24 protein-coding genes are annotated in these 25,690 nt (G+C 71.4%); 6 read left to right on the plus strand and 18 right to left on the minus strand.

Annotated elements, in window-relative coordinates; all coding sequences use genetic code 11:
* The first annotated feature begins 114 nt into the window (after window positions 1–114).
* Complete coding sequence (locus tag ACWED2_RS40680; protein ID WP_449695857.1) at window positions 115–903, plus strand: arginase family protein; 789 nt, start codon at window positions 115–117, stop codon at window positions 901–903.
* A gap of 4 nt (window positions 904–907) precedes the next feature.
* Here ACWED2_RS40680 and ACWED2_RS40685 read toward each other — a convergent pair whose 3' ends face one another.
* Window positions 908–1,270, minus strand: a complete 363-nt coding sequence (locus ACWED2_RS40685) for a GntR family transcriptional regulator (protein ID WP_449695858.1) — start codon at window positions 1,268–1,270, stop codon at window positions 908–910.
* Window positions 1,267–1,962 carry a hypothetical protein gene (locus ACWED2_RS40690; protein ID WP_449695859.1) on the minus strand — a complete coding sequence of 232 codons (696 nt, stop codon included), beginning with the start codon at window positions 1,960–1,962 and terminating at the stop codon, window positions 1,267–1,269. Before ACWED2_RS40690 ends, ACWED2_RS40685 begins: the two co-directional genes overlap by 4 nt.
* A 272-nt stretch (window positions 1,963–2,234) precedes the next feature.
* Here ACWED2_RS40690 and ACWED2_RS40695 point away from each other — a divergent pair, with 272 nt between their 5' ends.
* Window positions 2,235–3,524: a PucR family transcriptional regulator gene (locus ACWED2_RS40695; RefSeq protein WP_449695860.1), complete on the plus strand. Its 1,290-nt coding sequence runs from the start codon at window positions 2,235–2,237 to the stop codon at window positions 3,522–3,524.
* 126 nt (window positions 3,525–3,650) lie between these two features.
* Here ACWED2_RS40695 and ACWED2_RS40700 read toward each other — a convergent pair whose 3' ends face one another.
* The 3 genes from ACWED2_RS40700 to ACWED2_RS40710 form a co-directional block, all read right to left on the minus strand.
* Window positions 3,651–4,241 carry a DUF6801 domain-containing protein gene (locus tag ACWED2_RS40700; protein ID WP_449695861.1) on the minus strand — a complete coding sequence of 197 codons (591 nt, stop codon included), beginning with the start codon at window positions 4,239–4,241 and terminating at the stop codon, window positions 3,651–3,653.
* Window positions 4,242–4,255: 14 nt separating this feature from the next.
* Complete coding sequence (locus ACWED2_RS40705) at window positions 4,256–5,680, minus strand: DUF6801 domain-containing protein (RefSeq protein WP_449695862.1); 1,425 nt, start codon at window positions 5,678–5,680, stop codon at window positions 4,256–4,258.
* A 79-nt stretch (window positions 5,681–5,759) separates the two neighbouring features.
* The gene (locus tag ACWED2_RS40710) at window positions 5,760–6,398 is read right to left on the minus strand and encodes a DUF6801 domain-containing protein (protein WP_449695863.1); all 639 of its coding nucleotides are present in this window, start codon (window positions 6,396–6,398) and stop codon (window positions 5,760–5,762) included.
* Between the two features lie 421 nt (window positions 6,399–6,819).
* Here ACWED2_RS40710 and ACWED2_RS40715 point away from each other — a divergent pair, with 421 nt between their 5' ends.
* The gene (locus tag ACWED2_RS40715) at window positions 6,820–7,716 is read left to right on the plus strand and encodes an RCC1 domain-containing protein (protein ID WP_449695864.1); all 897 of its coding nucleotides are present in this window, start codon (window positions 6,820–6,822) and stop codon (window positions 7,714–7,716) included.
* 40 nt (window positions 7,717–7,756) lie between these two features.
* Here the strand turns inward: ACWED2_RS40715 and ACWED2_RS40720 are convergent, their stop codons facing one another.
* The 13 genes from ACWED2_RS40720 to ACWED2_RS40780 all read right to left on the minus strand — a co-directional run bounded on the left by ACWED2_RS40720 (window position 7,757) and on the right by ACWED2_RS40780 (window position 20,712).
* The gene (locus tag ACWED2_RS40720) at window positions 7,757–8,404 is read right to left on the minus strand and encodes a hypothetical protein (RefSeq protein WP_449695865.1); all 648 of its coding nucleotides are present in this window, start codon (window positions 8,402–8,404) and stop codon (window positions 7,757–7,759) included.
* Window positions 8,405–8,484: 80 nt separating this feature from the next.
* A complete protein-coding gene (locus ACWED2_RS40725; RefSeq protein ID WP_449695866.1) occupies window positions 8,485–9,207 on the minus strand; it encodes a hypothetical protein in 723 nt (240 codons plus the stop codon).
* Between the two features lie 17 nt (window positions 9,208–9,224).
* Entirely contained in the window at window positions 9,225–9,698 is a 474-nt protein-coding gene (locus tag ACWED2_RS40730; protein WP_449695903.1) for a hypothetical protein, read from the minus strand.
* Between the two features lie 17 nt (window positions 9,699–9,715).
* Complete coding sequence (locus ACWED2_RS40735; RefSeq protein WP_449695867.1) at window positions 9,716–10,924, minus strand: MlaD family protein; 1,209 nt, start codon at window positions 10,922–10,924, stop codon at window positions 9,716–9,718.
* Complete coding sequence (locus ACWED2_RS40740; RefSeq protein ID WP_449695868.1) at window positions 10,924–12,009, minus strand: MCE family protein; 1,086 nt, start codon at window positions 12,007–12,009, stop codon at window positions 10,924–10,926. Before ACWED2_RS40740 ends, ACWED2_RS40735 begins: the two co-directional genes overlap by 1 nt.
* Window positions 12,006–13,049: an MCE family protein gene (locus ACWED2_RS40745; protein WP_449695869.1), complete on the minus strand. Its 1,044-nt coding sequence runs from the start codon at window positions 13,047–13,049 to the stop codon at window positions 12,006–12,008. Before ACWED2_RS40745 ends, ACWED2_RS40740 begins: the two co-directional genes overlap by 4 nt.
* Complete coding sequence (locus tag ACWED2_RS40750) at window positions 13,046–14,038, minus strand: MCE family protein (protein ID WP_449695870.1); 993 nt, start codon at window positions 14,036–14,038, stop codon at window positions 13,046–13,048. Before ACWED2_RS40750 ends, ACWED2_RS40745 begins: the two co-directional genes overlap by 4 nt.
* Window positions 14,035–15,039, minus strand: coding sequence for an MCE family protein (locus tag ACWED2_RS40755; protein ID WP_449695871.1), 1,005 nt, complete (start codon window positions 15,037–15,039; stop codon window positions 14,035–14,037). The genes ACWED2_RS40750 and ACWED2_RS40755 overlap by 4 nt, the downstream gene beginning before the upstream one ends.
* On the minus strand, window positions 15,036–16,310 hold the full coding sequence (locus tag ACWED2_RS40760) for an MCE family protein (RefSeq protein ID WP_449695872.1): 1,275 nt from the start codon (window positions 16,308–16,310) through the stop codon (window positions 15,036–15,038). Before ACWED2_RS40760 ends, ACWED2_RS40755 begins: the two co-directional genes overlap by 4 nt.
* Window positions 16,307–17,158, minus strand: a complete 852-nt coding sequence (locus ACWED2_RS40765) for an MlaE family ABC transporter permease (RefSeq protein WP_449695873.1) — start codon at window positions 17,156–17,158, stop codon at window positions 16,307–16,309. Before ACWED2_RS40765 ends, ACWED2_RS40760 begins: the two co-directional genes overlap by 4 nt.
* Before the next feature lie 2 nt (window positions 17,159–17,160).
* Complete coding sequence (locus ACWED2_RS40770) at window positions 17,161–17,955, minus strand: MlaE family ABC transporter permease (protein ID WP_449695874.1); 795 nt, start codon at window positions 17,953–17,955, stop codon at window positions 17,161–17,163.
* Between the two features lie 373 nt (window positions 17,956–18,328).
* Window positions 18,329–19,321: an LLM class flavin-dependent oxidoreductase gene (locus ACWED2_RS40775; RefSeq protein ID WP_449695875.1), complete on the minus strand. Its 993-nt coding sequence runs from the start codon at window positions 19,319–19,321 to the stop codon at window positions 18,329–18,331.
* An 8-nt stretch (window positions 19,322–19,329) separates the two neighbouring features.
* Window positions 19,330–20,712 carry an FAD-dependent monooxygenase gene (locus ACWED2_RS40780; protein ID WP_449695876.1) on the minus strand — a complete coding sequence of 461 codons (1,383 nt, stop codon included), beginning with the start codon at window positions 20,710–20,712 and terminating at the stop codon, window positions 19,330–19,332.
* Between the two features lie 57 nt (window positions 20,713–20,769).
* Between ACWED2_RS40780 and ACWED2_RS40785 the strand changes: the two genes are divergently transcribed.
* The 3 genes from ACWED2_RS40785 to ACWED2_RS40795 are packed head-to-tail and all read left to right on the plus strand — an operon-like array spanning window position 20,770 to window position 25,291.
* Complete coding sequence (locus ACWED2_RS40785; protein ID WP_449695877.1) at window positions 20,770–20,973, plus strand: hypothetical protein; 204 nt, start codon at window positions 20,770–20,772, stop codon at window positions 20,971–20,973.
* Window position 20,974: 1 nt separating this feature from the next.
* Window positions 20,975–21,445, plus strand: a complete 471-nt coding sequence (locus tag ACWED2_RS40790; RefSeq protein WP_449695878.1) for a Clp protease N-terminal domain-containing protein — start codon at window positions 20,975–20,977, stop codon at window positions 21,443–21,445.
* A gap of 54 nt (window positions 21,446–21,499) precedes the next feature.
* Window positions 21,500–25,291, plus strand: coding sequence for an nSTAND1 domain-containing NTPase (locus ACWED2_RS40795; protein ID WP_449695879.1), 3,792 nt, complete (start codon window positions 21,500–21,502; stop codon window positions 25,289–25,291).
* Window positions 25,292–25,690 lie beyond the last annotated feature (399 nt).

Here is a 25,690-nt window from a genome sequence, read left to right on the forward strand (position 1 = left end):
TGGTGATGATTGTTGTGGGGTGTGCACTGCTGTTGTCCTTGGTGAAGGGCGTGTTGTGTGTTATTTGGGGTTAGAACCCGAATTACCACTCACGAGCCGCGATACGCTCGGCGGATGCTGATCAACGCGGTACCGCAACGGCAGGGCGCGGTGGGGCCGCGCGCGGCGGAGCTGCCGGACGGCTGTGTGGCCCTCGCGGAGCTGGCCGGGCACGTGCTCGGCCGGCCGGTGCGCCACGTCCGGCAGACGCGCGCGGTGTCCGAAGTGGACCGTGGGATCGCGTCCCGGGCCGTGCTGACCGGCCCGAACCGGGCGGCCCAGCTGGCGGCCCTGGAAACCCCGGCCGGCCCGGTGCTGACGATCGGCGGCGACTGCGGCGTCGAGCTGGTGCCGATCGGCGTCGCGCGGTACCGGCACGGACCCGGCCTGGGCGTCGCGTGGTTCGACGCGCACGCGGACCTGAACACGGCGTCGACGTCACCGTCGGGGGCGTTCCATGGGATGGTCCTGCGGTCGCTGTTCGGCGAGGGTGATCCGGAGTTCGCGGCGGACCCGGCGTTGTCGCCCGGGAACGTGCTGCTCGCCGGGACACGGGTGCTCGACCCGGAGGAAGAGGCGGCGATCGCGCGGGGGCTCGCGGTGACTTCCGTGGACGCCCTGGCGGGTGTGGAGAAGCTGTACGTGCACGTGGACCTGGACGTGCTCGATCCGGGAGAGTTCGCCGGGCTGAACTACCCGGAGCCGGACGGCTGGACGATCGAGCGGCTGGTCGCGGAGCTGGACGCACTGGCCCGGTTCGAGGTGGTCGGCGCGGGGATCACCGAGTGCGTGGGCACGCCGCGCGAGGTCGAGGTCCTGGAGCCGGTGGTGGCCGCGGCGGGACGGCTGCTCGGAGCGAAGTAGCCGCTCAGCCCGGCCAGGCGGTGCGGACGGCGTCCAGGGTGGAATCCAGGTCCGCACCGAGGTCGCGGGCCTGGGCCGCGAACTCCGCCGCCGCCGCGGCCAGCAACGCCTCGCGGTCCGGGCGGCCCGACGGCACTGTCACCACCGTGCCGCGCGCGCGGGCCGTCGCCACCCAGCCCGCCGCCTCCAGCTCGCGGTACGCCCGGGCCACCGTGCCCGACGCCAGGCCCAGGTCGCGCGCCAGCTGGCGGATCGGCGGCAGCCGGGTCCCCTCCGGCAACGCTCCCGTGGTCGCCGCCCGGATCACCTGGTCGTGCACCTGCCGCCACGGCGGCACCCCGTTCTCGGTGTCGACGACGATCTTCACGCGGCGGCCGGCAGCCGTTTCGCCGGGGCCGTGACCGCCAGGAACGCGACCAGGCCGGCCACGACCGCCAGGAACGAGCTGAAGTTCCCGGCCGGCCAGCCGACCGCCGTGCAGGCACCGATACCCAGCCCGACCGCCACCCGCGCGCTGCGGCAGCGCAGCGCCAGGTCGGCGCGCGCGGCACCGGCCGGCGGGCGGCGCACCGCCAGCAGCGTGATCGCCCCGCTGACCAGCGCCGCGCCCGCGGCCACCGCGAGCAGCTTCCACTGCGCCGTCAGGCCCAGGTGCAGCAGCGATCCCGCGGCCGCCAGCCCGCCCAGCACCAGGATCCACGCGGGGACGATCCCCAGCAGCGTCCGCGGGGCCAGCTCGGCTTCCCGGCGCGGGCCGCGGGACGGGCGCTGCGCCAGGAGCTCGGCGATCAGGCCGCCCAGCAGCAGCGTGGCGAGGATCGTGCCCACTCCCGCGTCGTCGAGCAGCGGCGGGATCGCGAGGAACAGCCACGGGTACCAGAGCCGGCGCCGCTTCAGGTAGCGGACGGCCAGCTCGACCTCCCCGGGGTCGGGGTCGGCGACGCCCCACCGCTCCAGCAAGCGCTTACCGTGCTTCTTCCCCGGCCAGAGCACGATCAGGATCGCCAGGCCGACCAGGCCCATGAGCAAAGCGACAGCGAGCACGTTGTCCCACGGCATGCGGTTCCTCCTCGGCTTGTATCAACCACACGATACAAGATGCCGGCGTAACCGCAGCGCGGGTGGCTCGTTGGAGGTTCCACCGTTCGTACGCATGTGCACGTGCAGTCGGCGGGACACTTGTCAGCCGGTCGCAGCCGAGCGGCGGGAAATTGTCACCGCAATGACAAGAATTCGGTTTTCCTTCACGGGTGTGACACGTTTGGCGTTAGTTTTTCGATGTGCCGGTTGTCACCCCGCAACAGGCGCGGGGTCGGAGCGAAGGAGCTGCGATGTCGGTGGAGCGCGGATTCGATCACGCTGCGCCGCCGCCGACCGCCGCACTACCGCGCAAGCTGGCCGACATCCTGCGTCCCGAGCTGGCCAGCCTCGCTGCTGAAATCGTCGAAGAAATCCGCGCGACCATCCCGGCGTACGCGCGTCCGCTCGACGGGCCCTACGGCAAGTCCATCCGGGCCGGTGTCGAATACGCGATCACGCTGTTCGTCGCGCAGATCGCCGACCCCACGGTGTCGAAGGAACAGTCCCACGAGGTGCACCACCGGCTGGGGCAGAACGAAATGCGCGAAGGCCGCAGCCTCGACACGCTGCAGTCGGCCTACCGGGTGGGCGCGCGGGTGTCGTGGCGGCGGATCATGCGCGTCGGGCGGCGCAGCGGCCTTTCCTCGGCGGTGATGTCGCAGCTGGCCGACGCGATGCTGGCGTTCATGGACGAGCTCGCGTCCGTGGCGCTCGACGGCTACCTGGAGGCGAAGGCGCGCACGGCGGGCGCGCTGGACACCTGGCGCCGCAAGCTGCTCCACCTGCTCCTCGAGACGCCGCCGGCGTCCCCGAAAGCGATTGCCGAGCTGGCCCAGCTGATCGGCTGGCGGGTGCCGTCGGACGCGACGCCGGTGGCGGTCAGCCCGGCCGGCGGCGTCGCCCCGGCCCGGCGGCACGCCGGCCTGGACGCGGACGTCCTGGCCGAGCTCGACACCCCGGACCCCAAACTGGTCGTCCCCGGCGAGCTGAGCAGCGCCCGGCTGGCGGCGCTGCAGGTGGCGCTGCCGGACTGCCGCCTGGCGATCGGCCCGTGCGTCCCGTTGGCTTCGGTCGCGGATTCCCTGCGCTGGGCCCGGAATTCCCTGCAGCTGGCCGAGCGCGGCGTGCTGGCGGCCCGTCCGGTGCTGCGCGCGGAAGAGCACTTGGCGACGTTGCTGGTCAACTCCGACACCGGACTGGTCGGCACGCTGCGGCACCGCCTGTTCGCCCCGCTGGCGGACATGACGGGCAAGCAGCAGGAGCGGCTCCTGGAGACGCTGCGGGCGTGGCTGGACAGCCAGGGCAACGTGGTGGAGATCGCGGAGCGGCTCGGGGTGCATCCGCAGACGGTCCGCTACCGCATGCGCCAGCTGCAGGCGACGTTCGGCGAGAGCCTGAAGGACCCGGCGGCGCGGTTCGAGATGGAGCTGGCGTTGCGGGCCGGTGCTGCTCCGCTGCCGTTGCGGTACCCGGTGAGCGAGCTGCTGCCGTCGCCGCGCACCGGTGGGTCGCATCCACAGTGGACTTCGAAGCAGCCGTGATTTCCGTACGGCGGGAAGGGACGGCTGGTGCCCCTTCCCGCCCGGGCGCGCGGTAACCCCTCGACCGGGACTGTGCGCAGGATCATCCGGCTCCCCTTCGCATCGTCCACGATGGAGGGTTGGCGGTCAGGTCACCGGTAGATCCGGGGTGAACGCGGTGTTCTGCGCCGGGCTGGTCACCTTGAGGGTGCAGGTCATGATCCACGTCGTCCAGCTGTTGTTGGCGGCCTTGTGGAACTCCAGTCCCAGGGAGAACGGCGAGCCCATGCCGAACCGGATCGATCCGGGGTTGCCCGCCGTGAACGACTGGGCGCCGCCGTAGAAGTCGATCGTTCCCGTGAACGGGGGCCAGTACCGCTCGGGGATGATGGCGCCGATGGTCGAGACCGGCGAGGCGTTCGACGCGGTCACCGGGATCATCCCGCTGCCGCGGACGCCGTCGTAGCCGACGGCCCGCATCAGGCTGCGCGTGGCACTCCCGAGGGAGATCGTCCCGGAGATGTCGCTGATCGAGAAGTCGTAGCCCGCCGGGACGGCGTCCGGGCCGGTGAACGTCTCCACCGCGGTCACCTGCTGGGGCGGGACGCCCGGGAACGTGCAGTTGTAGAGCACCCCGGAAGGCGAGGTGTACGCCGTGTCCGCCCACGCCGGACCGGCGGTTGCGGCGAGGACGAGGACCGTTGCGGCGGCCGTCGTCAGCAACCGGCGGATGTTCATGCGCCCTCCAGGTTTTACCTCGGTTTCGCGGCCGCCTTCTTCGCCGCCGCAGCCTGCGAGCCCTGCGAGGGCGGGAGGGTGTCGGGCGGGCAGTTGGTGTGGTCGGGCTCGGTGCACCCGTTCAGGTTGTAGGTGTCGATCTTGGCCTCGTTGCCCCAGCCCGAGCTCATGCCGGTGAGCAGCGGGGTGAGGTCCTGGCCGCCGGAGCCGCAGTCCCGGAATTCGGGCAGCTTGAAGTTCGGGTCCTTGATGTGGCCGGTGGTGAAGGGGTCGTAGTGACCGCTGACATGGAGTTCGATGTGATCTTTCGTCACGCAGTCGGGGCCGACGTCGACCGGGACGCCGTTGACCTTCACGTTGCTCACCCGGCCCATCACGAACAGCTGGGTGCTCAGCCAGATTTCGCCGTCGTCGCCGGTGAACAGCCCGCCGCCGACCTCGATCATCTTGCTGTTCAGGTAGTCCTCCGGCAGGAACTCGACGGTCGCGGACACCGGCACGAACCCGAAGGCGAGGAACGAGGCGGTCGCCGGCTTGAACACCGCCGACCCGGAGACCCGGGACCCGCCGGTGTCGAGGTCCACCGAGAAGAACCCGTTGATCAGGAAGGCGGGGTCGGACACGACGGTGGCACCCAGCCTCTTGATGGTCGACGTCGTGAAGATGGTGATGAGGCCGAGCGGCACGGTGTATTCGTTCGCGGGCGGTGGTTCGTCTTCCAGCGCGGCTGCCGCACCGGGCGCGGCCTTCTGCTCGGGACCTGCCGTCGGCTGGACGAGGACCGTGCCCAGCGTCGCCTGCTGATCGGGGTCGAGGGTGCACGCGACCGGCGGCGCCGGCTGGGCGGCGGGCGTGGCCGGCGCATCAGGAGCGGGGGGAGTGGCGGGCGCGTCGGGGACGGCGGTCAGCGCGAGCGTCGGCGCGGTGACGTCGAAGACGACGGCCCCGATGGTGTTGATCGCGATCTCCGGCACGTCGCCGGTGGCCGTGAGGGTGACGTCGCCGGTTTCCGGCAGGGGCGTCGGCGCCACGGTCAGGGGGACCGGGATCTTGTCCGAGCGGTCGCCCTGGTGCACCGTGAGGTCGAGCTGCACCGCGCCCTGCAGCGAACCGGTGGTGGCGCCGGCGGGCAGGAGCGCCAGCGCGACGTCGCGGGGGAGGCTCAACTGCGCCGAGTACTTGCCGATCGTCGCCGAAGTGCCGCTCTTCGCCTGGGTGGGCAGGGTCGCCGACGTGGCGACGGTGAGCTTGCGCGAGCCGAGCGGGTCGGCGAAGGGGCAGGTCACCGAGACCGACGTCGTCGCCGTCTTCTCCGGCGGGGCCGCGGGGGCGGGGGCGGCCGAACCGACCCCGGTCAGTGCGCCGTTCGCCGCGGACAGCAGGCCGGCGGCCGCCAGCGCGGTCACCGTGACGGAGCGGGGCCGGACTCGACGGGGCATCGGTTTCCCTGGTGTGTGCGGAAGCGGAGACGGAAGATCCCGGTGCGGACCCGGCGAGGGGTCCGCACCGGGAAACCGGTCAGGAGACGGTGATGCTCGGGCTGAACGCGGTGTTCTGCGCCGGGTTGGTGACCTTCAGCGTGCAGCTCATCGTCCACGGCGTCCAGGTGTTGTTCGACTTCTTGTGGAACTCGAGGCTCGCCGTGACCGTGTTGCCCATCGACAGCGTGTCGGTGCCCGCCGCCGCCGGAGCGGTGTAGGTCGGGACCGAGGAGGTCGCGACCTGCGAGATGTTCACCGTGATCGGGCCGCCGGCCGGGTAGATGACCTCCGGGATCTCGAGCCCGGTGGCCGCCGGCTGCGACAGGGTGCCCGACGCCGCCGTCACCGGCACCGTGGCGGTGCCGCGGATGCCGTCGTAGCCGACCGCGGTGAGCAGCGCGTGCACACCGGCGCTGATCGTCGCGGAGCCGCCCACGTTGGTCGGGGTGAGGGTGCCGCCCGCCGGGACGGAGTCCTCCGAGTCCAGGTGCGACGTGACGAGGACCGGCTGCGGCGAGACGCCGGGGAAGGTGCAGGTGTAGGTCAGGGGCGTGGTGCCACCGGCGGTGTAGGTGACCGTGGCGGCGGCCGCGGTGCCGGCGGTCAGCACCGCGATGGCGCCGACGGCGGTAGCGGTGGTCGCGATTCCGGCGGACAGCCTGCTGAGTCGGGACATACCCATCTCCTTTGATTCAGTACAGTCTCGGCTTTGGCTGATCGATTGCTCGCTGTCGTTGCTCTCCGATCACGTTCGCCCGCCCCCTTTGCCCCGAGCGGCGGGACGTGAATTCACCGACGTGCGAGGTGGAGGTCCATCTGCCGGGAATGAGGCTACTCGTGAGTTCATTACGGAACAAGACTTTGTGGCATCGTCAGTCCGCCGCACCGGGGCGGATCGGATTTCTTGTTCGCACCCGCGCAGGACCGGCGGTGGTTTCATCGGATCATGACAAAGAACCACCGCGTGGCCGAACGGCCTCGAGAACGGTCTACCATTCACGATCTTGCCGAAGCAATCGGGGATAACGAAACGGAGAAAGGAGGCTACCGTGCCACTTACTTCACGTTGTGAACGGGTATCGCTCAGGGGAGCCGCATTGACGGTCTCGGCGGCGATGGCCCTGTCGCTCTGTGCGTCGCCGGCGTCCGCGGCCACCGTGGGTGGGGTGTTCGGCTGGGGGAAGCCGGACTTCGGCGTCACCGTTCCCCCGGCGGACGCGCTGACCGGGGTCACCGCCGTGTCGGCGGGCACCACGACCGTGCTCGCGCTGAAGGGCGGGACGGTCCTCGCGTGGGGCGCGAACAACTGGGGCGCCAACGAAGTGCCGGCCGCGGCACTGTCCGGGGTCGGCCAGATCGCGTCGGGCTGGGGACACGAACTCGCGCTCAAGAACGGCACGGTTCTGGCGTGGGGCAACGACTGGTACGGCCAGACCGACCTGCCCGCCTCGGTGACCAGCGGTGTCACGGCGATCTCGACGTCCTACATGCACAGCTTGGCGCTCAAGCAGAGCGGTCAGGTGGTGAGCTGGGGCGTCCGGACCGACGTTCCGGCGGCCGCGCAGTCGGGCGTGACCGCGATCGCCGCCGGTGGCGACCACAACCTGGTGATCAAGAACGGCGGCGTGCTGGCCTGGGGGAGCAACATCTACGGGCAGGCGGCCGTGCCGGCGGCCCTGTCGTCGGGGGTCACCGCGGTGTCCGCCGGGTTCCAGCACAGCATCGCCCTGAAGGACGGCCGAGTCTACGCGTGGGGTCGTAACAACTTCGGTCAGACGACCGTCCCCGACGCGGCCTTGTCGGGCGTCGTGGGCATCGATGCCGGGGCCAACCACAACTTGGCCTTCAAGGCCAACGGCGACATCATCGCGTGGGGTTCGAACGTGGTCGGCGAGACCTATCCCGATCCGCCCGTGTGCGGGCCGGTCTTCGCCGTCTCGGCCGGGGACAGCGACAGCTTCGGGCTGAAGGAAGATCCCACCGCGCCGTGCTGACCGCCGCGGGTGGCGGGCGGTGCGCCCGCCACCCGGTGGGTCAGCTCTGGGGAGCGGTCAGGTCGAGCGAAATCGTGTTGCCCGGGCCGGAAACCAGGGCGCCGAGCGCGAGGTCGGCGATGAAGCAGTTGTTGAACTCCGGAATCGTGTACGTGGCGCCGATGGTGATGGTCGGCGAGGTGATGTCGATGTTCGGGGCAACCAGGTTCAGCTCGACCGGGGTCTTCGTCCGGCAGGCACCGGGCAGGGTCGGCAGCGGGATGGTCGGCGGGCTGAGGATGCCGAAGTAGATGTCGGAGATCTCCATGTTCGCCTTGGCGTGCGTGGTCAGCGTGCCGTCGGCGATGGTGCCGGTGGCCGGCCCGAGCGGGATGACCTTCACCTTGGCCTTGACCCGGAACAGGCCGGAGGCCAGGGAGAAGTCGGCCTGCGAGGGCGGCAGCGTCAGGTCCGCGCTGAGCCCGACCGAGCCGGTCTGGTCGTCGATGATGAGGTTGCCCTGGAGGGTGCCGGGGCCGAGGTGCATGGTGCTGCCGGTCTTCTTCACCGTGGTGGTGCCGGCGACGCTGTAGGACACGGGGATCTCGATGATGTCGGCCGAAGCCGGCACCACGGCCACCCCACCGAGCACGACGGCCGTCGCCGACGTGAGCACGGCCAGTCTCTTCAGCTGCGTTGCCACGGACATGGTTGTCCTCCTTTTGCGTTTTCCCGGCCGTTTCCGGGTGCTCCCGGAAACGGTTACGTGCGGTATTGCGGTGGGCCGGGTCAGCGGGGTTCGAGCTCGGTGATGGCCCAGCCGTCTTTGGTGTGCTCCGCGGTCACGGAAAGCTGTGCCGCGGCACTGTCGGTCGCATTGTTGTCGGCTCGGACGGCTGATTGGTCGAGAAAGACGAGTAACCGCGCGTGACCATTTGTGAGTTCCTGCACGGCGATGGCCGAAACGCGCGAGGTGAGCACGAGTTTCTGTTCCGGCGCTTTGCGCTTGACTTCGGCGAAGAGCTTGTCGTAGGAATCCTTGGCCGAGCCGCGCAAGACGGCGTCGGCGGCTTTCTCGGTGACGTCGGTGCGGTCGTAGGAATAGGAGAAGATCCGGTTGACCGCGAGGCTGACGGCGGAGCTGACGTCGGCGGTGGCACCGACATCGGTGAGCGCCACGTTCGAGGCGGCGGGGCCGGCCGCCGCGGAGCGGGCTTCGAGGGTGAACCAGACACCGGCCCCGGCGAGGACGACGGCGGCGGCGAGGAGGAGCACGGGCAGCCTGCGCCAGACGGGCCGGACCCTGGCCGGGGCTTCGGCAAGTTCCTCGGGGCTGACCTCGGCCTCGGCCTCGGCCTGGGGTGCCGGGTCGCCCGGCTCGGCCTCGGCATCGGCCGACGAGTCTGCCGCGGCTGGTCGTGAGTGGTCAGGAGGGTTAGAACCCTCATTACCACTCACGAGAGCCGCGGTGGCGCTGTCTTGCGCGGCCTCGATCTCGGCCGGCTCCTCCACCTCGGTCTTCGCGCGGCTCATCGGGCACCCACCGGCAGCTGGTCGAGCGCGCTGAGCTTCCAGCCGTCGGGCGTCCGGCTCAACGCCGCCGCGAAGCGGTTGCGCTTGACCGCCGGGGCCGTTCCCTGCTTCGCCATCGTGATCTCCACCGAGGCCAGCAGCTTCGCCGTGCCCGCGTGCTCGTCCAGCTCGCTCAGGCCCGCGTCCACCACGCGGCCCGTCGCCACCGTGGCGTTCGCCGCCAGGGTCTTCTTCGTCGTCTCGTCCGTGCGGGCCAGCTGGTCGTGGAGCGGGCCCGTCGAGGCCGACAGCCACTTGCCCAGGCCGGCGTTCACGTCGTGGTAGTCCAGCGTGTTCAGCTCGGCCACCAGCGTGCGGCCGGCGGCCAGTGCTTCGTCACGGGCGGCCCCGTACGTCACGGTCGACGCGTGGGCCGCCGCGTACCACGAATAGCCCGACCAGCCCGCGAACACCGCCGCGGCCGCGGTCATCGCCACCGATGCAAGCTTCAGCGCAGCCACAGCACCTCCCCGAGGGTCGTCGCCGTTGCCTGCGTCCCGAGTGACAGTGGGTTGGTCAGCCCGCCCGGCAGGACCGCGGCCGGGACCGGCGGGTGCGGCGCGTTCTGCGAGCCGCGCACCGAGCTCGGGTCCCCGTACGGCAGCGTGCAGGCCGCGTCGGTGTTGAACGGCATCGGCGAGAGGTCGTCGCTCGGGCGGCGCGGCGTCTTTTCGTAGCCCTGGCGGCACGGCGGCGGGTCGTTGAAGTTCAGCACCAGCCCCATCCGCAGCTGGTCGCCGCGGTCGGTCAGCGCCGACCCGACCGTCGCGACCGCGCGGGGCACGTCCGCCAGCAGCTGCTCCTCCGCCGGGGTGCGGGTGCCGAACACCCGGGCCGTCGTCAGCAGGTTGGCCAGCAGGATCGGCAGGCCCGGGTCGTTCTCCTTCAGCAGGCCGCCGAGTTCGGACGCCGCCGGCGGGGCGGCCGCGATCAGCCGCCGCAGGTCGCCGTCGGAGTTCGCCAGCTGCTGGGCGAAGACGCGGGCGTTGCTGCTGAACGAGCGCCACGCCCCGGAGGAGTCGAGCTGGGTCCGCAGCACGGTCGCGCCGTCGCCGATCAGCTTCGACGTCTGCGGCAGGTGGCTGCTCGCCTCCTGGGTGAACGTCGTCGCCGAGTCCATCAGCGTCTGCAGGTCCGGGCCGGTGCCGCGCAGGGCGTCGTCGAGCTCGTTCACCACCGTGCGCAGGTCCTGGGTCGGCACCGACGCGGTGAACGAGTCCAGGTCGGTCAGCAGGCTGTTGACCGGCAGCGGCAGCGTCGTCGACTCGCGCCGGATGACCGAGCCGCCGTCGAGGTAGGGCGCGTCGGCCGTGCGCGGCTGCAGGTCGACGTACTGCTCGCCGACCGCCGAGCGGTTCGCCACCACGGCCCGCGAGTCCGCCGGGATGCGCGGGGCGTCGTCGTTGATCAGCAGGTCCGCCTCCATCCCGGTGACGGTGAGCCGCAGCTCGCCGACCCGGCCGACGGCGACGCCGCGGTAGGTCACCTCGCCGTTGGTGAACAGCCCGCCGCCTTCGGCGAGTTCGAGCTTCACCGTGTAACTGCCGGAACCGAACAGCCGGCCCAGCCCGGCGTAGTTCGCGCCCACGAACGCCGTCGTGGCCAGCGCGATCACGATGAACAGGACGACCTGGACGCGTACTTTGGCGCTCAGCATCAGCGGCCTCCGGAGGGAGCCGGGGTCTTGCTCACCGACGGGAAGGTCGGCAGGCCCGTCTCCGGGACACCCTCGCCGAGCGGGGGCAGCTGCACGCCGGGTGCCGGGATCATCGTGATGAAGGCGTTGATGTAGTCGCCCTTCACCGCGTTCAGCACCGAGTCGGGGAACGGGAACGTCGGCAGCATCTGCAGCGACTGCGGCAGGTCCTTCCCGGCGTCGGCCAGCTGCTGCAGGATCGGCGCCAGCGCGTGCAGGTCGGCCACCATGTCGGCGCGGCTGCGGTCGACGACGTCGGTGGCCACCGTGCCGAGCCGGTCCAGCGACTGCAGCATCGACACGAGCTGGGTGCGCTGGTCGGTGAGCGTCCGCAGGCCCGGCGTGAGGTCGGTCAGCGCGCCGGAGATCTGCTCGTGCCGGTTCGCCAGCGTGGCCGAGAGCCGGTTCAGCCCGTCGAGCGCTTCGGTGATGTCCGAGCGGTGCGCGTCCAGGTCGGTCATCAGGGTGTTCACCCCGGAGAGGAACGACCGGATCTGCTCTTCGTTGCCGTCCATCACTTTCGACAGTTCACGGTTGATCGTCTGCAGCTGCCCGATCCCGCCGCCGTTGAGCAGCAGGGAAAGGGCGCCGAAGATCTCTTCGAACTCGGGGTTGCGGTTGGTGCGGTCCAGGGTGATCGTGGCGCCGTTCGCCAGCCGCCCGTTCCCGGAGGCGTTCTGCGCTTCGCCGTCCGGGGGAGCCAGCTCGACGAACTTCTCGCCGAGCAGGCTGGACTGGCGCAGCCGCGCGACCGCGTTCGCGGGCAGCACGACGTCGCCGTTGACTTCCAGCACCGTCTCGGCCGTCCAGCCGTCGCCGCCCAGCCGGACTTCCCGCACCCGGCCGACCGGGACGTCGCCGACCTTTACCGCGGCCTGCGGCACCAGGTCGAGGACGTCGGCGAACTGCACGGTCACCGAGTACGGGTGGTCGCCGACGTCGGCGCCGCCGGGCAGCGGCAGGTCGTAGACGCCCTTGAACTCACCCGACGAGCAGCCGGCCAGCGTCAGGCACCCGACGGTGACGGCAGCGAGGACCCGCTTCATCGCCCGCCCCCGTTCGTGTAGACGTCACCGGTGGCCGGCAACGGCAGCGGCGGCTGCTGCCGGAGGTAGTAGTCGAGGTCTCCGCGGCCGAGGAGCCGCCCGGTCTTCGGGTCGACCGCCTGGAGCACGTTCAGCACCGCCAGTGGCGCGACGTCGAGCGTTTCGGCCAGGGACGCACGCTGCTCGACGAGCGTCCGCGTGGTCGTCACCAGGTTGTCCACATTGGCCTTGAGCGCGCCGCGGTTGTCCCGGATGAACGTCTGGACGTCGCCGAGCGCGCGGCCGAGGCCGTCGAGGGCCTGCGCCAGCTCGCCGCTGTTGGCGGCCAGCGTGCCGGAGATCTGCGCCAGCTGCTGGTTCACGGTGCTCACCTGGTTGTCGTTGGTGGCCAGCATGGTGGTGAACTGCTGCAGCTCGGTGACGGTGCCGAACAGGTCGCTCGAGTTCCCGGCCAGGGTGCGGGCCAGCTGGGCGAAGTTGCGGACGCTGTCGTTGAACGCCTGGCCGTTGCCCTGCAGGGTCTGCGCGCCGGTCTTCAGCAGGTCCGACAGCGCGCCCTGGGAGTTGGCGCCGTTCGGGCCGAGCGCCTTCGAAATCGTGTCGAGGCTGGCGTAGAGCTGGTCGAGCTCCACCGGGGTGGCCGTGCGCTGGATCGGGATCGTCGCGCCGTCCGGCAGCCGCGGCCCGCCACGGGCCGGCTTGGCGAACTGCAGGTAGCGGTCGGCGACGACGCTCGGCGCGATCACCAGGAGCGTGGTGTCCTCGGCGATGCCGACCGAGCCGTCGACGCTCATGGTCACCTGCACCTGCTCGCCCTTCGGCGTGACCGAGTCGACCTGGCCGATCCGGACGCCGAGCACGCGGACGTCCGAACCGGGGTAGACGCCGACCGCGCGGGTGAAGAACGCCGTGACGTGGTGCTGGCCGGAGCCGGAGAACACCCACCACAGCGCCGCCGAGACGACGAGGGCGAGCAGCAGCGCGGCGGCGACGAAACGGCTCGCCAGGACGCCGGCGCGGGTGCTGGTCAGTGCGCTCACTTCGCCCCTCCCGGGTTGTTCGGCGGGGTGCAGGGGTCGTGGTTCTCGGGCAGCAGCCCGCAGAGGTAGGCGTCCACCCAGCGGCCGTTGCCGGCCGTGTTGTTGAGCACCCGGAAGTACGGGCCGGCCAGCTGCAGGCCCTTGGAGAGGTTGTCGTTCTGCCGCTTGAGCAGGTCGGTGACCTGGTTGAGCGACTGCAGGGCCGGCTTGAGCGCGTCGTTGTTGTCGTGCACCAGCCCGCTGAGCTGGCCGGCCAGCCGCGCCGAGCCGTCGAGCAGGTCGCGGATCGCGTCGCGGCGGCTGTTCAGCTCGGTGAGCAGCAGGTTGCCGTCGCCGATCAGCTTCTCGAAGTCGTCGTTCGAGTTCGCCAGCGTCGTGGTCAGCTTCCGTGCGTTGGCCAGCAGCTCGGCGATCTGGCTGTCGCGGCCGGACACCGTCTTGGACAGCTGCGAAAGCCCGTCGAGCGCGCTGCGGACGTGCTCGGGGGAGTTGCGGAAGGTGTCCGACAACGTGGTGAAGCTGTCCGCGAGCTGCTTGGTGTCGATCGCGCCCACGGTGTCGGCGAGGCCGTTGAAGGCGTCGGTGACGTCGTAGGGCGTGACCGTCCGGCTCCGCGGGATGGGGCGACCGGGGTCCTGGACGTCGTCGCCGGTGGGGTTCAGCGCGAGGAACTTGCGGCCCAGCAACGTCTTGATCTTGATCTCGGCGGAGGTGCGGTCGCCGATCCAGGCGTTCTTGACCCGGAAGGAGATCAGCACGTGGTCGTCGGCGAGCTGCACCTGCCGGACCTCGCCGACCTTGATGCCGGCGATCCGGACCTCGTCGTCCGGCTGCAGGCCGGCGGCCTCGGAGAACTCGGCCTCGTAGGTGGTTCCGCCGCCGACGATCGGCAGGTTGTCGTAGTTGAACGTGACCGTCAGCGCCGCGGCCAGCGCGACACTGCCGACCACGCCCAGCACGATCGGATTGCGCTCTTTGTAGGACTTCACGATCCGCACCTCGCCGTTTTGGTCAGCACTCCGCGCGGAGGCGTGGCTTCGAGCGTGGCGCCGCAGAGGAAGAAGTTCATCCACGATGCGTAGGAGGCGGTCCGGCCGATTTCGTTGAACTTCACCGGCAGGTTGGTCAGGAAGCTGTCCACATCGGACTGGTTCTGGGCCAGGGTGCCCGCGACCTTCTGCAGGCCGTCGATGCTGTCCTTCAGCGGCGGGCGGGCCTGCTCGAACAGCCCGGCGGTGGACTCGGTCAGCGCGCCGATCCCGCTGATGGCGTCGCCGATCGCGGCCCGGTCGCCCGCCAGGCCGGAGACCAGCTGACGCAGGGTGGACACGAGGTTCGCCAGCGCGTCACCCTTGCCGTTGACCGTGTTCAGGACCGTGTTGAGGTTCCCGATCACCTCGCCGATCACCTTGTCGCGCCCGGCGAGGGTGGTGGTCAGCGACCCGGTGTGCAGCAGCAGGCTCTCGACGGTGCCGCCTTCACCCTGCAGCACCTGGACGATCTCGCCGGAGAGTTCGTTGACGTCGTTCGGCGAAAGCGCCTGGAACAGCGGCTTGAAGCCGTTGAAGAGGTCGGTGAGGTCCAGCGCCGGTGTCGTGCGGTCCAGCGGGATCTCGGCGCCCTTCGGCAGCTGCTCCCGGGTGCCGGTGTTCCCGCGCTCGAGGGCGACGTACCGCTGGCCGACCATGTTGCGGTACTTGATGACCGCGTGGACGTCGGCGGGCAGCCGCCGGCCCTGGTCGAGGGAGAACCCGACCACCGCGCGGTTGCGGTCGCCGATGTCGAGGGACTCGACCTGGCCGACGCGGACCCCGGAGATGCGCACGTCGTCGCCGACGTTGAGCGAGGTCGCGTCGAGGAACTTGGCCGTGTAGCGCTCGGTGGCGCCGACGCCGGAGTTCGTGATGGAGATGGCGAGCAGGGTCGTGGCCAACGCCGTGACGGCGATGAAGATCAGGCTCTTGATCAGCGGGGCGGCGATGTTCCTCACTTGAGCGTCACCTCCGTGCCGCGGAAGAGCGGCCCGACGAGCACGCTGCTCCAGGCCGGGACCTCGGCCGTCGGCACCCCGATCGTCGGGGCGACCAGGGTGGACAGCAGCTGCTGCTCCTGCGGCGAGTTCGCGAGCCCGAGGTCACCCCGGCCGCCGGTGAGCAGCGGGTGGCCGGTGGTGCCCGGGGCCGCCGCGGCGGTGCCGATCGTCGGGGAGACGCCGGAGGGGTAGCACCGCGGCTCGCCGCCGCCGGTGAAGCGCGGGTCGTCCCGGCCGGGGACGTACTTGCCGCTGTCGGGGACGACAGCGACGTCGGCGTGGAAGCCCGGTTCCTTCGTGCCCGCCCCGAGCACCTTGTCCATGGAGCCTCTCAGTGCGTTGAGCGAGCCGATCGTGCAGGCGAAGCTGGGGGAGTACTTCGCCGCGATCTCCAGCGGCGCGCGGCTGTCGGCGGCCAGGGAGATGAGGTTGTCGCGGTTGTTGGCCAGGAAGGTGGCGACCTCCTGGGACGACGACGTCACCTGCTGGTACACCCCGGCGAGGTCGGCCTGCTTCTCCTTGACCGTGTTGAGCGTGACGGCGGAGTCGGTGAGCGCGTCCAGGAGGTCGGGCGCGATGTCGCCGTAGAGCCGGGAAACCTTCGCGAGGTCCCGGACGTCCGAGGTCAGCTGCGGGAGGTCGGGGTTGAACTCCTTCAGGTAGTCCGCGGCGGTGCTGATGGTCCTGCCGAGCTGCTCGCCGCGGCCTTCCAGGGCCGTCGAGACCGCGGTCAGCGTCGTCGCCAGCTTCTGCGGCTGAACCGCCTGGAGCACCGGGAGCAGGTTGTCGAAGACCCGTTCCAGCTCGACCGCGTTGGCCGACCGGTCCTGCTCGATGACGTCGCCGGCGACCAGGTGCGGGGCCCGCTCACCGTCCGGGATGGACAGCTGGACGTACCGCTCGCCGAACAGCGTCTTCGGGACGAGCAGCGCGGAGACGTTGCGGGGCAACATGTCCACCCGGTCCGGTTCGAGAGCAAGCGCTATCTCGGCGCCCTGCGGCGTCGCCCGGACGTCGCGGATCTCGCCGACGAGCACGCCGCGGGCCTTGACCTGGCCACCCGGGGAGAGCTGGTTGCCGATCCGGCTCGCCTTGAGCGTCACCGGGACCGTCGTGACGAAGTCCTTGTCGTAGACCTTGATGGACAGCGTCACGAGGACGCCCATCACGACCAGGAACAGCACGCCCGCGGTGCGGACCCCGGCCTTGTGGCGGGTTTCGCGTCTCATCCGGCCACCTGCACGGTCGTCGTCGCGCCCCAGATCGCCAGGGACAGGAAGAAGTCGAGGACGCTGATCGCGACGATCGCGGTGCGCACCGCGCGGCCCACCGCGACCCCGACGCCGGCCGGGCCGCCGCTCGCGCGGAAGCCGTAGTAGCAGTGCGCCATGACCACCACGACGCTGAACACCAGGACCTTCCCGAACGACCACAGCACGTCGCCGGGTGGCAGGAACAGCAGGAAGTAGTGGTCGTAGGTGCCCGCGGACTGGCCGAAGAACAACACGGTGACTTCGCGCGAGGCGAGGTAGCTGGAGAGCAGCCCGATCGCGTAGAGCGGGATGACGGCGAGGAAGCCGGCGATCACCCGGGTCGTCACCAGGTACGGGACGCTGGGGATGCCCATGACTTCGAGGGCGTCGATCTCCTCGGAGATCCGCATCGCGCCGAGCTGCGCGGTGAAGCCGCAGCCGACGGTGGCGCTCAGGGCGAGCCCGGAGACCAGCGGCGCGATCTCGCGCGTGTTGAAGTAGGCGGAGACGAACCCGGCGAAGGCCGACGTCCCGACCTGGTTCAGCGCGGAGTAGCCCTGGAGGCCGACGACCGTGCCGGTGGCCACGGTCATCCCGATCATCACGCCGATCGTGCCGCCGATGACGGCCAGCGCGCCGCTGCCGAAGCTGACCTCGGCCAGCAGGCGCACGACTTCGCGCAGGTAGCGGTGCAGGGCCCGCGGGGTCCAGGCGATCGCGCGGAGGAAGAAGAGGATCTGGTCGCCGAGGGTGTCGAGGAAGCCGAACCGGCGGTCGACGGCCTCGCGTACCCGAGCTGCTCTCGGGAGGTCCGTGGTCGTCACTTCTAGCTCCCCTTGGGCGGGACGAGTTGCAGGTAGACGGTGGTGAGGACGAGGTTCAGCACGAACAGCAGCAGGAAGGTGATGACCACCGACTGGTTCACCGCGTCGCCGACGCCCTTCGGGCCGCCCTTGGGGTTGAGCCCGCGGTAGGAGGCCACGACCCCGGCGACGAAGCCGAAGATGAGCGCCTTGATCTCGCTGATCCACAGGTCGGGCAGCTGGGCCAGGGCGGAGAAGCTGGCCAGGTAGGCGCCCGGGGTGCCGTGCTGCATGATCACGTTGAAGAAGTAGCCGCCGAGCACGCCGACGACGCTGACCATGCCGTTGAGGAAGACCGCGACCCCCATCGCCGCGAGCACCCGCGGCACGATCAGGCGCTGGACCGGCGAGACGCCGAGCACCTCCATCGCGTCGATCTCTTCGCGGATGGTGCGGGAGCCGAGGTCGGCGCACATCGCGCTGCCGCCGGCACCGGCGATGAGCAGCGCCGTCACGATCGGGCTGGCCTGCTGGATGATCGCCAGCACGCTCGCCGCGCCGGTGAACGACTGCGCGCCGATCTGCGTGGTCAGCGAGCCGATGTGCAGCGCGATCACCGCGCCGAACGGGATCGAGACCAGCGCCGTCGGCAGGATCGACACACTCGCGATGAACCAGAACTGCTGGATCAGCTCACGCACCTGGAACGGGCGGCGGAAGGTCAGCCGGACGACGTCGAAACCGAGTCCGTAGAGCCGGCCGGTCTGCCGCAGTGCGGCCGCCCCCGGGAACGACGCCGTCGTCGTCCGTTCGGCCATTCGTGTGCCTCCAGCGGTTTCGGCGGCACGACGAATACGCCCGAGATGACCAAAGGGAAATGGACCGAACGGAGTAACAATTGTCGGCCATTCACGGTCTCGGGGATACCGTGCCGTTTCCTACTGGTCGGTACGCTAACGACGGCCTTGCTGGGAGACAAGAACTTGAGCAGGATCACGGGGTCACGGGCTGGTAACCCCACATTTCTTGTCCGGTACTGACAAACGGACCCGATCTTGTTGTCAGCAGAGGAAAAGAAAGTTACCTCCGAGTCGCACCCGAGCTTGACAAGCTACCCGGTTTTGTCAATTCCGGAGCCGTGCGCCGAAAGGCACCTTCGGTGCGGAAGGTGCCCCTTCGGCTCGGCACGGGTCAGGACTTGAGGTCGGCGAGGAGCTCGTAGGAGCGGACGCGGTCGGTGTGGCCGTGGACCATCGTGGTGACCATCAGCTCGTTCGCGCCGGTGTCGGCGAGGAGCTGCTCGAGTCCCTTTTGGACGGTTTCGGGCGAGCCGACGATGCTGGACCCGAAGCGCTCGGCCAGGAACGCACGGTCCATTTCGGTGTACGGGTACTCCGCGGCCTCTTCCGGCGTCGGCAGCGCGATCGGGCGGCCGCGGCGGAGGCTGAGGAACGTCAGCCCGCTGGGGCCGGCCAGGAACCGGGCGCGCTCGTCGGTTTCGGCGGCGACCACGGACACGCCGAGCATCACGTACGGCTCGTCGAGCACGCCGGGCCGGAAGTTCTCGCGGTACAGCTGCACGGCCGGGATGGTGTTCTCGGCGGCGAAGTGGTGGGCGAAGGAGAACGGCAGCCCGAGCCGTCCGGCCAGCTGGGCGCTGAAGCCGCTCGAGCCGAGCAGCCACACCGGCGGCTGGTTGCCCTCGGCCACCACCGCGTTGACCCCGCGGGCCTCCGAGTGGGTGAAGTAGCCGATCAGCTCCTGCAGGTGCTCCGGGAAGTTCTCCGCCGACAGCCCGCCCGGCCCTCGCAGGGCGAGCGCGGTGCGCTGGTCGGTGCCGGGCGCGCGGCCGATGCCGAGGTCGATCCGGCCGGGGTGGAACGCCTCCAGGGTGCCGAACTGCTCGGCGACGACCAGCGGCGCGTGGTTGGGCAGCATGATGCCGCCCGACCCGACGCGGATCCGCTCGGTGGCGTCGGCGACGTGCCCGATCAGCACGACGGTGGCCGAGCTGGCGATGCCGGGCATGTTGTGGTGCTCGGCCAGCCAGTAGCGGTGGTAGCCCAGCCGTTCCGCGGCGCGGGCGAGGTCCAGGGTGTTGCGCAGCGTCTCGCCGACGGTGTTCCCCTCCGAGACGGGGGACAGGTCGAGCACGGACAGCGGCACGTCAGGCAGTGAGCTCACAACCGGGGTCAACGCCCCGGTGCCGCCATTGCTTCCCCCGTCCTTGATTTCTTCAGCGCCGCCGGATCACCGCCGCTGAACGTCACGACGCCGTCCGGGCGCACGAGCAGCGCGTCGGCCGGGGCGTCCGGGCAGGCGGCTGTGACGATCTTCACGCCCGGTCCGGCGGCTTCGCGCAGGTCGGCGCGGTCGGCGAAGTCGAACAGCACGGTCCGCGCGGCCCGCATGACCTCGGCCACCCGGGTCGCCTTCCCGTCGACGGTCAGCGGCAGGTCGGCGACGTACGGCAGCTCGTCGGTGTCCCGCAGCAGCCCGCCCAGGTGCCGCGTGGCCTCGGGCAAGGCGGCCAGGTCGCCGAAGAGCGTCCGCAGGGCGTCGCCGTCCTCGCCGGTCAGGCGGTCCAGCAGGGCTTGGACGCGGGTGTGCGTCAACGCTCGCGCCGCCACCGGGTGCCGCTCGGCGTGGTAGCTGTCGAGGAGGCTTTCCGGCGCCGAACCGCGCACGACGGCGGCGAGCTTCCAGCCGAGGTTGACCGCGTCGAGCAGCCCGACGTTGAGCGAAGACCCACCGGCGGGGAAGAGGTGTGCGGCGTCGCCGGCCAGGAACACGCGGCCGGCCCGGTACCGCTCGGCCAGCCGCGCCGAACTCACCGTCCGCGACAGCCAGAGCGGCTCGCCGAGCGGCAGGTCGCTGCCGAGGACCCGCCGGACGGCGGCCCGGAACTCCTCCAGCGTCGGCTCGCCGGGCGGTTCGGGCGTCACTTCCCGGACGCCGACGATCACGACACCTGGCGTCAGCGACGTCACCAGCACGCGCCCGCCCGGCCGGCGGCTCCAGCCGGGGGTCGTCTCGGCGAACAGCGGCTCGTCCGCCCGGAAGTGGCCGAAGCGCAGCAGTTCGCCGTCGGTGGTGCCGGGGAACCCGATGCCGGCCAGCTCGCGCACGCGGCTGTGCGCGCCGTCGCAGCCGACGACGTACTCCGGTTCCGCGCGGTACTCGCCGTCCGGGCCGCGGACGGTGAACGGGTCGAGGCTCACCAGTTCGTGCCCACGCCGGATCTCGGCGCCGAGCTCGGTGGTGTGCTCGGCCAGGACGGCCTCCATTCGCGGCTGCTGCACCATGAGCCCGGGCAGCGGCTTCGCGAAGTGCAGCGCCACCGGGCCGAACGGAAAGCGGGGGAGCGGCCCGGCGAACCCCGCCTCGGCCCGGAACCGGCCGAGGAGCCCGCGGTGGTCCAGCTGCTCGACGATCCGGCCGGCGAGCCCGTTGGCCCGCGGCCTCGGGTCCGGGGCGGCCCGCCGTTCCAGGACCACCGGGGTGACGCCGCCGAGCCGCAGCTCCGCCGCCACCATCAGGCCCACCGGGCCCGCTCCGATCACCGCGATCTCCATGACGCCCTCCCTGATGTCAGTTCAAACTGACGACCATGTCAGGCTAGACTGACACCCGTGGAAGCGGAAGAGGTTTCGGGACGCGTCTCGGAAACGGACCCGGCGGTGGCGCTGCGGGCGGTGGGCGCCCTGCACCGGCTCGCCGAGCAGGTCGAAGCGGCGGCCGTCGCGCACGCGCGGGAGCGCGGCTGGTCGTGGGAGCAGATCGGGGACGCACTCGGCGTCGCCCGCCAGTCCGTGCACGCGAAGTACGGGAAGTGAGGTGCTCGTGCTCGACCGGCTGATCGCCAAGAGCCCGTTCGCCGCGGTGGTGACGGCGGCCCTGGAGGAGTCCCGCCGCCGCGGCGACCGGCGGCTCGGCACCGAACACCTGGTGCTGGGCCTGCTGCACGACCCGGACTGCGCGCTCGCGCTCGGCACGGACCTGGCCAGGGCCCGCGCGGCCCTCGACCACCTCGACCGGGCCGCCCTGGCGGCGCTCGGCATCGAGGTGGACGGTCTCCGCCCGGCGGAAGTCCCGCCGCGGCGCGGGAAGCTGACGCCGGGAGCGCTGACGTCCGGGGCGCGCGCGGTCGTCAACGAGGCGATCCGCGGGGCACCGCGGCCGCGCGATCCGGCCCAGCTGCTGCGGGTGCTCGTGAAGCTGACTCCGCCCGACCCGGCGGCCGATCTGCTGGGCGAACTGGGCGTCGACCGGGACGCTGTTCGCCGTCGGCTGGATTCCCGCACCTGATGCCGCGGGATTGGCTACGGTGGGCGAATCGGAAAATGAACAACAGGAGGTCGGGTGCCGCGTCCCGAGCGACCCTTGGATCCCGGGGATGATCTGCTGATCGAATTCGCCGCCGATCTGCGGCGGTTGCGCGAGAGCGCCGGGAATCCCACCTACCGCGAGCTCGGGCGGCGCGCGCACTACTCGGCCGGCACGCTGTCGGAAGCCGCCGGCGGGCGGAAACTCCCCAGCTTGGCGGTCACCTTGGCCTATGTCCGGGCCTGCGGCGGGGTGCCGGGGGAATGGGAGGAACGCTGGCACGCCGTCGCCGAAGAGTCGCGCGCGGGCGGTGCCGATTCACCGCCGGAGCAGGAACCAGGGGAAATTCCGCCGTACGTCGGGCTGGCCGCTTTCGGCCCCGCCGACGCGGAACGTTTCTTCGGCCGGGAACGGCTTGTCGAAAAACTCGTCGAACGGCTCGCGAGACAACGTTTTCTCGCCGTCCTCGGCGCTTCCGGTTCGGGGAAGTCGTCGCTGCTGCGGGCCGGTCTGCTGCCTTCGGTGAAGGGCCCGGTCGTGCTGCTCACCCCGGGCCCCCGCCCGCTGCAGGAGTGCGCGGTCAAGTTCGCCGCCGCGCTCGGTGTCGCGCCCGGCGCCCTGCTCGACGACTTCGCCGCGCACCCGCGCAACCTCGGCCTCGCCGCCCGTCAGCTCGCCGACGGCGCCGAAGAGGACCTGGTGCTGGTCGTCGACCAGTTCGAAGAGGTCTTCACCCTCTGCCAGGACGACGAGGAGCAGGCCCGGTTCCTCGACGCGCTCGTCACCGCGACCACCGAACCGGGCAGCCGCACCCGGGTGGTCCTCGGCATCCGCACCGACTTCTACACCCACTGCGCGCGGCACGCCGAGCTCGCCGAGGCCATGCAGGACGCCCAGGTGCTGGTCGGCCCGATGACGACCGAGGAGCTCCGGCAGGCCATCTCGCGGCCCGCCGTCGACACCGGGTACCGCGTCGAGAACGCCCTGGTCTCCCGGCTGGTGGCGGACGCCACCGGCCAGCCCGGCGTGCTGCCGCTGCTTTCGCACGCGCTGCTGGAGACGTGGCGGCGCCGCCGCGGCACCACGCTGACCCTCGCCGGCTACGAGTCGACCGGCGGCATCGAGCGGGCCATCGCGCAGACGTCCGAAGGCACCTTCGCGAAGCTGTCGGCACGCCAGCAGCGGCTGGTGCGGCAGATCTTCCTCCGGATGACCGCGCTCGGCGAAGGCACCGAGGACACCAAGCGGCGCATCGGCCGCACCGAGCTGGACGCCGACGAAGCCGACACCGCCGTGGTTCTCGCCGAGCTGGCCGCGGCCCGGCTGGTCACCCTCGACGACACCGGCATCGAAATCGCCCACGAAGCCCTGATCCGCGGCTGGCCGCGGCTGCGCGAATGGCTCACCGAAGACCGCGAAGGCCTGCGCGTCCACCGGCAGCTCACCGAGGCGACCGGCGCCTGGGAGGCCGTCGACGAGGACCCCGGCTGGCTCTACCGCGGCACCCGGCTGGCGATCGCCCGGGAGTGGGCCGCGCGCCAGGACTCCGCGCTCTCCCGGCGGGAACGGCGGTTCCTCGACGCGAGCCTCGCCGTCGAGCACGCCGAACGGGAACGCGACCGGCGGCGCACCCGGCGGCTGCGCCAGCTGGTCGCGCTGCTCGCGGTGCTGCTGGTCTTCGCCGTGGCCGCCACCGTCTACGCCGTGCGCGCCGAGACCACCGCCACCGAACAGCGCAACAACGCGCTCGCCCAGAAGGTCGCCGGCCAGGCGCTGGCCATGCGCGCCACCAACCCCGCGCTCGCCGCGCAGCTCGCGCTCGCCGCGTACCGCCTGGATCCGGGGGCCGAGGAGCGCAGCGCCCTGCTCGGCATGTTCGGCTCGCCGTACGCGACGCGGCTCACCGGGCACACCGGCCGGGTCAACACCGTCGCCCTCCGCCCGGACGGGCAGGTCGTCGCCACGGCCAGCTGGGACGGCACGGCCCGGCTCTGGAACATCCGCGACCCGCACCACCCGGTGCCGCTGGGCGTGCTCGCCGGGCACGAAGGCAACGTGAACAACGTCGCCTTCGCGGCCGACGGCCGGACCGTCGCCACGGCGGGCTTCGACGGCACCGTCCGCGTCTGGGACGTCTCCGACCCGGCCCGGCCGGGACCCGGTACGACGATCGAGCGGCACGAGGGCAAGGCCTACGCCGTCGCCTTCAGCCCGGCCGGGCCGCTGCTGGCGACCGCCGACGTCAAGGGCACGATCCGGCTCTACGACACCACCGACGCCGCCCACCCGCGGCCGGCGGGGGAGCTGACCGGGCACACCTCCTACGTCAACAACCTCGCCTTCAGCGGCGACGGCCGGCTGCTCGCCTCCGCGTCGGCCGACAAGACCGCGCGCGTCTGGGACGTCGCTTCGCGGGCTCAGCTCGGCGTCGCCGCCGGGCACACCGACGTCGTGCACTCGGTCGCCTTCAGCCCCGCCGGTCCCGTGCTGGCCACGGCGAGCCAGGACCAGACCGCGCGGCTGTGGGACCTCGCGGACCCGGCCCACCCCTCGCAGCTGGCGTCGCTCACCACGCACAAGGCGACCGTGCGCTCGGTGGCGTTCGCCGCCGACGGGCGCACGCTCGCCACCACCGGCTTCGACCGCACGGCCCGGCTGTGGGACGTCGCCGACCCGCGGCAGCCGCGTGAACTGCAGTCGCTGCCCGGGCACACCGGCGCGGTCGTCTCCGCGGTGTTCACCCGCGACGGCCGCGCCCTCGCCACGGCCAGCGACGACCAGTCCGCCCGGCTCTGGGACCTGCCGGGGCCGGGCATCCCCGCGCACACGGCCCAGGCGTGCCACGTCGCCCTCGGGCCCGGTGGCAAGCTGCTGGCCTCCGGCGGCTACGACAAGACGGTGCGGCTGCACGACCTCACCGACCCGCACGCGCCGCGGGAGCTGGCCGCGATCGACGGGTTCGAAGACGCGGTGTGCGGCGTCGCCGTCAGCCCGGACGGCCGCACCCTGGCCACCGGCAGCTGGGACCACACGATGACGCTGCGGGACATCACCGACCCGGCCCACCCCGGGCCGCCCGTGGTGTTCAACCGGCTCCACGACGACATCGACGCGGTCGCCTTCAGCCCGGACGGCCGGCTGCTCGCCACCGCGGGCGACGGCCACACGGCCCGGCTCTGGGACCTGGCCGACCGCACCCGGCCGGTGGAGATCGCGAAGCTCGAGGGCCACGACGACGACGTCCACACCCTCGCCTTCAGCCCCGACGGCCGGACGCTGGCCACCGCGGGCTGGGACCACACCGCGCGGCTGTGGGACATCTCGGCGCCCCGGGCGCCGCGGCCGCTGGCGAAGCTGGCCGGGCACACCGACACGATCTTCTCGATCGCCTACAGCCCCGACGGCAGGCACGTGGCCACGGCGAGCGCCGACCGGATGGTGCGCCTCTGGGACGTCACGGACCCGGCGCGCGTGCCGCCCCCGGTGGTGCTGGCCGGCCACGCGGACGTCGTCATGTCGGTGTCCTTCAGCGGCGACGGCCGGACGCTGGCGTCCGGCAGCTACGACCGCACGATCCGGCTGTGGGACGTCGCCACGGCGACGCCGTACGCGGTCTTGCCCGAGCAGCGCGACCGCGTCTACGTCGCCCAGTACGCCCCGGACGGCCACACGCTGGCGGGCGCGGGCGCGGACGGCGTCGTACGGTTCTGGGAGGCCGACCCCGGCCGGGCGGCCGAACGGATCTGCGCGGCGGTTTCGCCGCGGATCACCGAAACCGAGTGGAGCGGGAGCTTCCCGGACCTCGACTACACCCCGCCCTGCCCCTGACCGGGTTGTTCGGCGTTGTTGTTCGGTGGGTGAGCGCGGACACCGAACAACCCGGATCGAGTAGACATGCCCTCGGACGATGTCGTCCCACGACGTTCACTTCACCGGGGGTCTGAAGGGCCCCTTCGCGGACACGGGAACCCGCCTCCCGCTCCGCGAAGGGGCCCTTCAGCGTCTCTCCGGCCGGGCTCGCTCGGCCGGGTGCACCAGCCGGCCTTCCAGGTACCCGGCCGACTCCCCAGGCACACCGGCCTTTCGGTACGCGAGCTGACCGGCCAGGTACGCGAGCTGACCGTCCAGGTACGCGAGCCGGCTTGTGGGCCGCCTTTTCAGGGAGGACGGCAGAGCCCGCCCTCCCTGGGGGCTGCCCCCGCATCCAGCGTATCGAGCGGGTCCGAC

This window comes from Amycolatopsis sp. NPDC005003 (assembly GCF_053600695.1).